The 13,207-nt window shown below is 74.0% G+C and carries 1 pseudogene; it reads left to right on the forward strand.

Annotated features, from left to right (window positions below):
- Positions 1 to 13,207: pseudogene (locus ABZ656_RS51255) on the forward strand (hypothetical protein); the annotation flags it as partial.

A 13,207-nucleotide genomic window follows, 5' to 3' on the forward strand; every position in this document is an offset into this window, starting at 1 on the left:
CGGCCGCGGCCCGCCCCGCGGCCGACCCGGACGTCGTGGCCAGGACCGCCCCGGGCCGTACCCTCCGCCTGCCCGCGCTGTTCCGCGACTGGCTGCCGCCCAACAGCCGCGTCAGCCGCCTGGACGGGGCCGCCGCCGAGCAGCTGCGACTGCGGACGCTGGACCTGATCCGCGCAAACTTCCCGGGCTACCTGACCGCCCGCGACCCGTGGCGGGACGGCGCCGCGCCCGAGGCCGCCGCGCCCGCGGCCGTAGCGCTCCTGGCACGGCCGGCCGGCGACGCGCCGCCGGAGCACCACGTCCGCAACCAGCTGGCCCTGGACGAGGCACTCAACGAGACAGGCCTGGCCCGCCGTCTGCACCTGATGACCGGCCAGGGACATGTCCTGGTGCTGACCCGGACCGGTCCGACCGGAGCGGAACGGATCAAGGTCACCGTCCGCGCCACCCTGAACCCGGACGACTTCACCTACGTCCGCTCCCAGCGCGGGCAGACGGAGGTCTACCACGGGTCGTTCTTCGACCTGACCAGCTCGGCGACCCGGCAGTGGAAACTCGCCGCGGGCGTCGAACTGCCGGTCGCCGGCGCGCTCCCCGAGGCGGACCTGTCCGCCGGGACCGTCGGCGGCCGCCTCGCTCCCCAGCTGAGCTGGAGCCGCTCCGTCACCGAGGCCGGCGGGTTCTCGGCGGCCGGAGCCTCGGGCGGCGGGTCGTTGTGGCTGTCCGAGTTCAGCGGAGCGGTACGGTTCCACGTCAGCGTCGAGCCGGTCACGGGGCGGGGGACGCCGGCACCGGTCCCGGTCGAGTCCGGACCGTTGACGGTGGAGGCAGGCCTGCTCACCTCCGAGGACCTGGTCATGGAGGACGACGGCAGCGGTCGGTTCGTCCGCAGCCTGGACCTGGAGAGCAGGCCCGACGACACCGGCGGAGCCCACCGGGCACCGCGCCCCACCGCGGACCGCCCGGCGCTCACCTGGACACCCGAGGGCGGGCGCCTGCCGCAGGACACCCTGCACATGGTGCGCACCGACCACCTCCTGCCGCACGTCACGGACCTGCTGGGGCGGATCGGCGTGCCCGCCCTGGACCCGCTCGACGAGGCCGCCCTGCGCACCGCCGTGACCGGACTGGCGCCCCGGGTAAGGGACTTCACCGGAGACTCCTACCCGCTGTGGACCCGCCCGATCGCCCGCAGCTTCCTCGGCCTTCCCCAGTGGGTGGAGATATCGGTGCAGGCCACGGTCGGCCCGCTGACCGCGATCGGAGAGAGCGACCACGCCTACCGCTACGAACACACACGGGGCACCGCCCTGGTCCGGCACGAGGAGACGGGCGGCAACCTGGCCCTGAGTGCGGTCGTCGGCACGTCCTTCACCTTCACCCCCGACCCGGTGTCGGAGGAGGACGGTGTCGAGGCACGTCTGTCGGACGCCAACCGAGTCGGACCGGAGTACAGCTACCGGCGCAGCGCCCCGGCGCCCGTGGACCGTGCGGTGAGCGGACAGAGCGACCGGGTCGACATCACGACCGGCAGCCACGTGTGGGCCGACGCACCCACCACGTTCCGCGTCACGGCGCGCCGCTGGTCGGAGCAGGCGGTCGGTTTCCTCGGCCGTGTGAGCTCCCGGCGGAACTCCGAGCGGGAGCTCACCGGCGAGCCGGTGACGGCACCCGGACTGGCACTGATGCAGGTGGAACCGGCGCGGGAACGCGGCCTCGTGGCGCCCCCGGCGACGGAGACAACCACGGCCCCGGACACCGCACCGGCTCAAGAACCGGCACCGGCCCCGACGGGGGCGGCACAGGCTCAGGAACCGGCACCGGCCCCGACGACGGCGGCACAGGCTCAGGAACCGGCACCGGCCCCGACGACGGCGGCACAGGCTCAGGAACCGGCACCGGCCCCGACGACGGCGCTGGCCCCCGCCAACGTGCTGCGCGGCGACGGCTTCGACCACACCGCGCTGCTCGCGGTGCCCGACCTGCGGCCGTTCGTGCGCGACCTGCTGCCCACGCTCCGCGCGGAGCTCTCCCGGGAGCACGCGGACGCGGTGGAGGCCGAACTGTGGAAGGTGGCCGCCAACCAGGGCACCAAGGCCCTGCTGGAGACGATGCTCGGGGGCCTGCCGATCCTGGTCCCCAACCGGAACGAGTTCTTGACGACGATGGCCCGGGTCACCCTCAAGGCCAGGCTGACCAACCCGCGGGCGCTGGGCCAGGAGCCCGGCGGGCACGTCCTGGAGGGCAGGAACCTGCGCGCCGTCGAGCGTGCCAGTACCGCGGCCCGCAACCGGAGCGACACCCAGAACTCCGGATACACCGAGAACCGTTCCCTGGTCGACTCCGACGTGCCGCTGCACGCCGCGCCGGGCTTCGCCCCCACCGTCAACCACACCTTCTCCGTCGGTCAGCAGGAGAGGACCGGCCACCAGGCGGGCGCCGGCATCCTGCACGTCTCCCGTCCCTGGACGACCGCCTTCGATGTGGAGGTCACCGCCCGGCTGGATGTGCACTGGGCCCTGAGCGCGGCCTCGCCCGGCTTCGGCATGGTCCTGCCACTGATCGGACGGCACCAGCAGCACGAGCTCGGGACCCGGGTGCTGCCCGGCTCGCTGCGCCTCGGTTACCAGGAGGAACTCACCCAGCCCCACCCGCAACCGGCCCTACGCCCACCGGCCCAGGTGCACAAGGCACCGGCCGAGTACGAACGCCGGGGAGTGCGGCTGACCCCGGAACTGCTCCACGAGGCTTTTCTGGGCACCCTCGGCGACCTGGGAGCACTGCGGGCGGCAGCCGAATCGCTGTTCAGCGACCGCGGGCCGCGCACCGGCCCCTCCCTGGCCGCCAACTCCTGGCAGGGCGGTCTGTTCGTGCTGCGGTCCAAGATCGCGGCGATCTTCAGCCCGCCCTACATGAGCCAGTGGTTCCTGGACCTGGCCGCACAGGGCACCCTCCAGGAGCCCGTGACCCTGCCGGGCACGACCAGCGACCTGCCCGGCAGTCTGGAGATCACCGCCGACATCCTCGGACTGAGGGAGTCGACGCCGGGCCCGGGTCACAGCAGCACGCTGCCCGACACGATCTCCCAGGACTTCCAGCACTCCATCGAGGCGGCCTCGGGCACCGTCGGTTCGGGCGCCCGGATCGCGAGTTCGCTCAGCGGGGGAACGGTCATCAGGGGCACGGACCTGATACGACCCGGAGTGCCGGCGGACCCGACCCGGGACCGGCAGGGCGGGACCACCACGGGCGGGCCGCGCACCACGGGCGAGACGGGCGACGAGACGTTCGTGCGCAGCGGCGGCGATCCGGTTCAGCGGGACAACCGCCGGTTCTCCCGGGTGGAGGCCACGTCGATCACCTGGCACATCGTCCACCGCCAGGCGAGTGGCAGGCCGCGCGCGGTCGACGTGACCGTCACCGACGAGGCGGCCGTCTTCTACGTCCCCACCGAGAACCTGGAGACGCTGCTCGCCCTGGGCCGGGACGCCGAGACGGACTCGGTTCAGCCCGCGACGGACAGGGGCAAGGAGTCGGAGGACCCGGAGGAGTCGACGGGCGAGGTCCGCCTCACGCCGGACGAGGAGGCACTGGCCTGGCAGGAGACCGCCGACGCGCGTACGGAGCTGTTCCGTGCCGAGTCGCTGCGGGAGTCCCTGGACACCCACACCAGCGCCGGCGCGCCGACGGCGGTCGTCGAGTGGGTGGAGACCGCCCGTCGGCGTCTGGCCGCGGCGGAAGCGGTCACGGCGACCCTGGAACAAGAGGCCACGCTCGCACCGCCCACGGAGGCGGAACTGCGCGAGAGGCCGAGACTGCTGGGCGGCAGCCCGCTGGACCGCTTCCGAGACCCGGAGGACGACCTCAGGAGCCACCGGATCGTCTCGGACGCCGGCACGATCGTCGGCCGCGCCTACCTCGGCCGGGACGACTGGGCGGGCCGCTCGGGCGACTGGGCCAAGTACGACCCCACCACCACCAGTGTCTACATGCGTCAGCGACAGCCGAACCGTCTTGAACAGGTTCCGCAGCCGGTGCCCTGGCCTGAGCCCGGCCAGTACTACCTCACCTCGCACGCCAACGAAGCCCAGTTCGGCACCGAGGACGCGGCGGGCAACCGACGGGGTATATACGGCGCGGAGCTGGCCGCCGTGCTGCGGCGGCGCCCCAGCCTGCGGGAGCTGAGGGAGCAGAACCCGGGTGCGGGCGTGGTGATGGTCGCCTGCGAGGCGGGTGCCTTCGACGACGGACTCGCCCAGCAGACGGCCGACCACCTCGGCGTCACCGTCTACGCGCCGACCACCGTGGCGGGGGTGTACCGCCCCAAGGTGCCGGCCGGGGAACTGGGCCAGCCCGATCGGGCGTTGCCCGCCCGCCCGTATTCCAGCGGCCCGGACGGCCGGTACCGCACGTTCCGGCCGCGCCCGCACGCCGCGGTCAGTGTCTGGTTCCCGGGCGGCGGCACGAAGGTGGCCGCTGACCAGATGCTGGTCATCAACGACCTGGCCGCCGACACCGCGCGGGCCGCGCTGGCGGTCCGGGGGAACCCGCGGCTGAAGCCGGTGGTCACGGTCACCGGGTACGCGAAGGGGCGTTTCCCGGACAGCAAGGGCATCAACACCGGTCGGCAGCGGGCCGAGGCGGTCGCCGGGCTCTTCCGGGAGAGTCTGGCCCGCCACCTCGCCGACCGGCAGCGTGGACAGGCGGATGGGATCGGCACCGACGCGGTCGCCGTGCTTACTCTCTCCCGGGGCAAGGACCTCCCGGCCGAGGACGTCGCCGCCGGACAGGACCCGTCCGCCCTGCTCCGTCGTGCGACGATCACAGTGCACACGCCGCGGCGCCCGGCCGCCGAGCCCGTAGCGGACAGGGCGGCGGTCGCGGCCTCGAACCAGAGGGGTTCATCCGCGCCACGGCCGGAACTCCACATGGGCGACGCGGACCCGCTGGACCGCTTCCGTGACACCCAGGACGCCCTCAGCAGCTACCGGATCGTCTCCGACGCGGGCACCATCGTCGGGCGCTCGTTTCACAACGAGCGGGACTGGGCGGACCGTGCGGAACCCTGGAGCGCCTACGACCCGGCGTCCGACCCCATGTACAACCAGGCGGACCGGTGGGGGAGCACCCCGCGTTTGGCCCCCTGGGCGGGACAGCAGCAGTACTTCCTGACGACGCACGGGAACGGCGGTGTCCTCGCAGTCCAGGACGCCGCGGGCAGTGGGCGCCTCCTGCACGGCGCACAGGCGGCGGCGGTGCTGCGGCGCCGCCCCAGCCTGAGGGAGCTGAGGGCGCGGAACCCGCAGGCCGGGATAGTGATGGCCGTCTGTGAGGCGGGTGTCTTCGACGACGGCCTCGCGCAGCAACTTGCGGATCACCTGGACGTCACCGTCTACGCGCCTACCGCGAAGGACGCGGTCATGCGCGCCCCCGGAGAGCGGGCCGCCCGTCCGTTGGTGTTCACCGAGGAGGGCGACGGCGAGTACCGCACCTTCCGGCCCCGGCCCGACGCGGCCACCACCGTGTCGTTCGCCGACGGCTCCAGCGAGGTGGCGGCCGACCAGCTGAAGGTCATCGACGGCCTGGCCGCCGACACCGTCCGGGACGTGCTGTCCGGCATCGTTGCCCCCAAGCTGAAGCCGGTCGTCACGGTCACCGGCTACGCGGCCGGCGGCGGCACGGACCTCCAGGGGCACGACACCGGCCAGGCAAGGGCCGAGAGCGTCGCCGAGGCCTTCCGGAGCGCGCTGGCCGGCCAGTTCACCGCCCTCGGGCAGGATGCGGCGGAGCGTGCGGAGGCCGTCGTGGTGCTCGCGCTCTCCCGGGGCCAGGACGTGCCCGACGACGACCTGACCCCGGCCCAGGACCGGGCGGACCTGCTGCGGCGCGCCACGGTCACCGTCCATGTGCCGCGCGTCCCCGCCACGCCGGCACCGGACCAGTACGACGACGAGTTCGACGGATACGACAGAAACCTCGAGTACGGATACGGATACGGAAACGGCGGCTTCGATCCGGAGCTCCGCAACTCCCTTCCCGCGGACGGCAACGAGCCTCTTTCCCACCGGATCGTCTCGGACGCCGGGACGGTCGTCGGGCGCGCCTACTTCGGTGCGGCCGAATGGGCGGACCGCTCGCACGGCTGGGCGCAGTACGACCCGGCCACGACCGATGTCTTCATGCGGCAGCGGCAGCTGTACGGCGCGTTCGTCCAGCAGCCCGTGCCGTGGTCCGGGGCCGGCCACTACTTCGTGTCGGCGCACGCTGCCGAGGCCTACCTCGCCGTCGACGACGCTGCGGGCCGACCGCGGCCCCTCTTCGGTCCCGAGGTGGCTGCCATGCTGCGGCGGCGGCCCAGCCTGCGCGAGCTCAGGGCCCGGCATCCCGACGCGGGCGTGGTGCTGGTCGCCTGCGTGTCGGGCGCCTACGACGACGGCCTCGCCCAGCAGGTGGCCGATCACCTTGGCACGACCGTGTACGCGCCTACCGGAGAAGTGGACCTCAGCGGAATCGCCGAGCACGGTTCGTCCCGGCCCTACGTGCAGCCCGCGTACGGCTCGGCCCCGGGCGACTACCGCACGTTCCGGGCCCGGTCCGCCGTGGCAGCCACCGTGGTGTTCGCCGAAGGCTCCAGCGAGGTTCCCGCCGGCCAGGTGCCGGTCATCGAGGGGCTGGCCGCTCGTGTCGCGCCGGACGCAGTGCCGGGGCTCTCGGAGCCGCAGCTACGGCCGGTGGTCACCGTGACCGGCTACGCGGCGGGAACGGATGCCGACGGACTGGGCCTCGACACCGGCCGCCGCCGTGCCGAGGCCGTCGCCGCGGTGCTGCGCACGTCCCTCGCCCGGCACGTCGCCGCGTCGGGGCAGGAGAGCACGGGAACGAGGGAGCCCGTCGTGGTCCTCGCCGTCTCCCGCGGCCGGGACCTGCCCGAGGACGACCTGGCCACCGGCCGGGACCGGGCGGCCCTGCTGCGACGTGCCACGGTCACCGTGCACGTCCCCCGGGTGCCGCAGCACGAGGAGGTCTTCGAGGACGAGGACCTGGGCGAGATGTCCTTCGGGGCGCCGGCCGGCGCCGACACCGACAGTTCCGACGAGGATTTCTCCGGCGGAGCACCGCGCGGCTTCAGCCCCCTCGCCCAGCGGCCCGCAGAGTCGGCCTCCCTCCCGGTCCAGGCGTCCCCCGCCCCGGCCGTCGACGTCTCCGAAGCCCTGCGACCGCGCCCGGAGCACCCCTGGTACCTGGACCACGGCCAGCTGGGCCACGCCTCCGTGACCGACACGAGCACCTTCGAGGACGCGGGCGCCCGCACATGGGCCCGGCAGGTCGCCGCCGAACTGCCGTACCCGGAGCTGGCCGGTGACGTCGAGAACGCGCTGCACACCATGCTGGCCACCACGGACCGGCACGCCTGGGACGACGTCCTGGCCCACGGCGTGACGCTGACCACCCACGGCCGACTGGTGTGGCTGCGCCCGCTCCTCGCCGGTCTGCGTCCCGCCGACGAGGCGCAGACGGCCGTACGCGAGTACAACGTCCGGTTCGCGACGACCGCCGGGAGCGGGGCACGCAACCGCGAGCGCACCTTCGGCGCCGACTCGGCGCTGCTGCTCGGCTTCAGCACCGCCTCGGCGGTGGCCTCTTCGATGATTCTCGGCATGCCGCAACTGCGGGCGGAGGCAGCCGCCGACAGCTCCGAGACCCAGCGGCGCAACGTCGTCTCCGGGCGGACGCTGTTCATCGGCGGGAACAAGCCGTTCTCGGCCGGGCTGCGGGTGGAGGTCTTCGTGGACGGCGCCGGGCACCAGCCCACGCCGGTCTTCGAGCGTGGTCTGCGGGTGGAGTTCCCGCGCGAGTACACCGGCGCCGACGCGCCGCGTCCCCCGATGGAGCCGGCCGCCGCCGCCCTCCCGCCCGGCGAGTCACGGCTGGGACCGGACCGGGTCGTACTCAACGCGGTCGACCTCGGCCCGCTGGTGGCGGCCCTGCACGGCGGACTGCTGCGGGCCGGGCTGAACGCCTCGACGGCCGAGCGGTTCATGACCCACGCGCGGGAACTGCTCAACGAGCGGACCGCCCGCACGCGCAGCCGGTGGTGGCTGACCAACGGCGACATCTCGGGCGCGATCCAGGTGTCCGGATCCGCCGGACGGTCGTTCCGCGGCCGCCTCAGGGTGCGGGCCGAGATCGACGGCCTGGAGTTCGCCGGGATCACCGAGAACGTGCAGATCCGCGACGACCTCGGGGGCGGCTCGGCGCGGGGCCTCGGACGCGCGGGCAGCGGTTCGGCCGGCATCTCCTTCGGCTACAACGCGTTCGGCTTCTCGATGCCGGTCACCGACGGCGGCGGCAGTTCCGCGGCCAAGGGCCTGCTGCCGTTGTTCGGCTTCGGGTTCGACCGCGGCACCGGCAGCGGTCTGTCGGTCACCTCCCAGACCCTGGGCCACACCGTGCTCAACTTCCGCGAGAACCAGGCCAGATACCGGGCCCGGCTGCGGATCACGGTGGCGGTCGAGTCCCCGACCCACCCGCGTATCGGTGCGGTGTCCGAGGTGGTCGAGGCGGAGATCGGGGTGCCGTGGCGCGACGGCCAGGGCGCGGCCGACTTCGAGAACCGTGTGCTCGGCAGGGTCCACACGACGGGACTGCTGCCCGAGGGGCCGTCGGAGCCGCCCGTGCCGGTGCCCGCCCTCCCGCATGTGCGGGAACTGCTGAGGGAGTCGGGTACCGAGCCGGTCCGGGCGATGGAACCCCCGCAGGGACCGGCCCCCGCCGATCGACAGGAACCGGAGCCGGCCGAGCCGTCCGTCCTGGCCGCGCGGCGCGGCCTCGGCTTCGCCATGGCCCTCGACATGGCGGGCTCGGAGGTCGTCCAGGACCAGCTGAGCTGGGCGCTGAAGCAGATGGTCCCGCCTTCCGTCCGGCGGTCCGCCGACTGGGCGGCGGTGGAGGCCCAACTCGGCCTGCACTTCGGCAGGCCCGCGCTGGAGGGCAGGCTGCCGCTCGAAGAGACCGTTCACATGCTGACCGTGGGAGGGGAACGCTACCGGGCTTCGGTCAAGGCCATCCTGCGGGAGCACAGGCCCGGACGCAGCTACCCGATGACCGTCAACGCACGGGCCGCCCGCACCGAGACCGTGACCGGCCAGCGGGGCACCGAGTGGAGCGCCGTGGCCGGCGCGGGCGGTGGCGTCATCCTGCCGCTCGGCGGCTCGACGCGGCTGCGGATCGGCGGAGTGACGGTCCGCGGTGGTTACGAGCGGTCGCAGGAGGAGCAGTTCACGGCGGCCAACACCGTCTACCGTCGCACCGAGACCGAGGGCGACATCGACGAACACGTCTACGACACCGTGTACGAGCTGTCGTTGCGGCCCGAGAACCCGGGGCGGCGCCGTCGGGCCGAGCGCTGGTGGATCGAGAGGCCCTACCTCACGACCACGATCGTGGTGCCCCGGCAGAACGTCCCCGCCCAGCCGCCCGAGCCGGTCCCGGTCGCCGAGGTGGGCCGGACGACGTTCCTGCGCGCCTGGCCCGACGCCACCCGGGCGGAGGTCGACTTCACGCAGGGCGGTACAGGTGGCGTGTACCCCGCCTTCCTCGTCATGCCGGAACTGACCCACCTGGCGGCAACGGGCTACGCCCGGCTGGCCGGACTGTCCCCGCGGTGGCTGGACGACTCCACGGGCTGGCCCCAGCAACTGGGGGAACTGACCGATTCGGCGGCCCTCGCCGCGCGCATCGGCGCACTGACCGGCCCGGACGGCTACGGGACGGCGCTGCCCAAGCGCGACGGCTGGCGCTACGCAGTACGGCTGCGGTTGCGTGCCTTCTCGGCGCGGGACCTGGGGGAGACCGCCGGCGACACGGAGATCGAGCAGTACTCGCAGGCGTCCGACCGCTACGGCCGCGCCGAGAAGAGCGGGTGGCACGCGGGCCTGAACGCCGGCGCCGGACCGCAGATCGGCGTCGGTGCCCTCGCGAGCGGCGGGACGCACCACGAGGGCGCGGCGGTACTGGCCAGGCAGGAAGCGGAGGAGGGCTCCGCCACCGAAGGCCACCGACAGGGCGGAGCGGGCCTGCGGGCCGTCGCGCTGGCCCAGACCGGGGCGCAGTGGGCATGGGGGAGCGGCCGGGAACGGATCGGGGGCTCGGTGGAGATCAGCCGCGCCACCTACCGGGAGAAGACGCATGTCGTCCAGGCAGCCCCGGTCTTCGAAGTGAGCGTCGTGCGCTCCAAGGGCGGCAGGCGAGAGGAGTTCGTCCGCTATCTGCGGGTCGAGCACGGGCTGGAGATGCTGGTGCCCGAACGCCGCGTGCCGGATCTGCTGCCGCCCCGGCCCGTACAGAACGACGCGCCGCAGGCCGGTCCTTCGCACGTGGCGGAGGCCGACCAGGCGGAGGCCGGTCCTTCTCATGTGGGCGAGGCGGAGGCCGGTCCTTCTCACGTGGGCGAGGCGGAGGCCGGTCCTTCACGTGTGGGCGAGGCGGAGGCTGGTCCTTCTCACGTGGGCGAGGCGGAGGCCGGTCCTTCACGTGTGGGCGAGGCGGAGGCCGGTCCTTCACCTGTGGGCCAGGCGCAGGCCGGTCCGTCGGAGGCCGGTCCCTCCTCCTCCGGCCCGTCGCGGGCCGACACTCTGACCCGTACCCACCTGCTCGGCCGCCCCCTGCCCGGGGCCGCCCACGTGGAACGGCTGCGCGCCGACGACGTGCTGAAGACGATCGTGGAGCGGCTGGCCGGACGTGGCGTGGCCGGCAAGAGCGGGTCGGCGTACGAGCACCTGCTGCGGGCGCTGGGTGCCACCTTCTCCTCGGACGCGCTCCAGACCCAGTACACCGCTCTGACCGGTACCGGCGTCGCACGGTGGTTCCCGGTCAGCGGCCCCTTCGGCAGCACCCGTTACGTGTGGGTCATGGTGACCGCGGACCTTTCCGCCCCCCACTCCCACCGGTCCCGCGCGAAGGTCAAGCTCACCCTGCGCTCCGAGGGCGTCACCGAGGAGAAGACCGGCGGCGAGAGCTCCTTCCGCACTGGTGTGGGCATTGGTGTCCGCACCCGCATCGGAAACCACGAGGGCCACGGCGGCATCGAGATCGAGGCCTCCTACGGGGCGAGCCGGGAGCGGTCGCACGAGACCGCCAGGCAGATCGTCGACATCGCGCGGGCCAACACCCGAGAGGGTTCGGAGGAGTTCGAGCACGAACTCACCTTCCGCATACGGATGGGCGCGACGACGGAGCCGCCCGCCGCGCTGTCCGTGCCGGTGCAGGCCGTGCGGGACGCGGCCCTGCGCGTGGCGGCGCTGGTGCGCGGCGGCGACCCGGCCCGCCGGGGGGACCCGGTGCGCATGTGGACCTGGCAGGACGACGGCCTCGGCGACCGGAAGCCGGTCACCGGTGACGTACGCCTGCTCGTCCCGACGCACCTGACGGCTCCCGCCGAACAGCCGGTGCCGCCGACCGTCGCCCCGATGCGGCCGGAGGGGACGCCGGCCTGGACGCTTCCGGTGGCGGACCGCTCTCCGGCACCGCCCGAGGCCCTGACCGACTACATCCACCCCTGGGACGTGCCGGCCGCGCATGCCGTGCAACGGTGGGTCAAGGCCGCCGCGCACAACTCGGTGCGCGAACCCGACCTCACCCGTGAGAACGCGTGGGAAGTGCCCGGGCTGGACCCGCTCACCACAGCCGGCATGAGCTACGACCACCACACCTCGACCACGATGCTGCGGGCCAACATCGCCCGGCTGCTGCAACACAGCTACCAGGTGCCGGTGGGCGGGCGTACGGTCACGGTCGGACTCGAACTGACCGCGGCCGAGGTGGTCGGGCCGGTCGAGGGCGTCGAGTTCAAGGCCCGCCGCTATCAGCAGGACCACACCAGTCCCAAGAGCGAGCAGAGCAGGTCACGCGGGGGTGTCTTCTCCGTCGGTCCCGAGGCGGGCGGCACCACGGACGGGACTCGCGTCTACGACCGGCTGACCACCGACGTGTACGGCGTGCGCACGGGCCACAAGGAAGGCTTCGAGGCGGGGGAGACCCGGGAGTCGAACCGCGAGGCCACCCGCAGATACCGCCACTACCGGTTCGGCGTGACCGTGGTGGCCCAACTGGGCAACGGCGCCCGACGGGCGCTGACCGTCCAGGTGCCCGACGGCCTGTACGCCATGCTCCCGCTGGACCCCGACGGCCACCTGGCCGGCGGCCTGGAGCAGGACCTGCCCCACCTGTTCTCCCCGCCGCGGACCGCGGCGGACGCCGTCACGGACGACGCTGCCGCGCAGACCGGATCCCGGACGGCGGAGCCGGCTGTCGCGGGCGACGACGTCGGTCAGGTGGCTCCGGCCGCCACGGACGTCGCCACGGAGGCCGGGGCCCGCGTGGTCGCGCCCGCTGTCGCGGACACCGGGTCCGGCCACGCGGAGACCGCCGCCGTCCACGACGGCACCGGCCGGACGGAGTCCCCCGAGCGGACCTCGTCCGGCGCCTCGTCCGACGCCTCGTCCGACGCCCCGGCGAGCGCCGCCCAACGGCCCGCGGATGCCACCCCCCGGCCGCCGGACTCCGGCACCGCGGCGCCGCAGGCCACGGCGTCGGAGGAGGCGGACGGGCCCGCCGGGACCGGAGCCGGGGCTCTGCCCGGCGGCCTCGTGTCCGCCGGTGAACCCGCGCCCGTCGAGGACCTGCTGGAGCGCTCGTGGACGGCCTGGCAGGGCGACCAGCCGCTGGCGGTCGGGCTGCCCGGGACGGACCTGGCGGCCTCCGGGCTCGACCGGGCGACCCTGGAGCAGTTGCCGGACCTGCTGCCGGAGGACACCGTCCTGGTCTTCGGCGAGCCGGGCGCGGACGGCGGCCTGACGGCCGACGGCCGGCCGGTGACGGTGACCGGACTCGCCGGCCTGCTGGCCGCGGCTGCGCCCGGGCGTGCCCCGATCCTGACCACGCCGGGCGCCGACCGGATTGCCGGCGCCCTGGCCGGCGCCCTGGAGACACCCGTCGTCGCCAGCGAGCACGGCATGGTCCTCGACCCCGCGGCCGGCACCCTCAGCGAGGCGGCTCCACCCCGTGCCACCGGTGAGCGGGGTGCCGGATTCCGGCTCTTCGACAGCGAGCACTCCGACGGCGTACCGGTGTTCCAGGAGCAGCGCACCACGCCGTGGACGCCGACCCCGGCGCCCGGCGGCGAGCTCGTGCCCGGCGGCGAGCTCGC

The organism is Streptomyces sp. NPDC007095, assembly GCF_040634475.1.
In the GTDB taxonomy this organism is placed as follows: Bacteria; Actinomycetota; Actinomycetes; order Streptomycetales; family Streptomycetaceae; genus Streptomyces.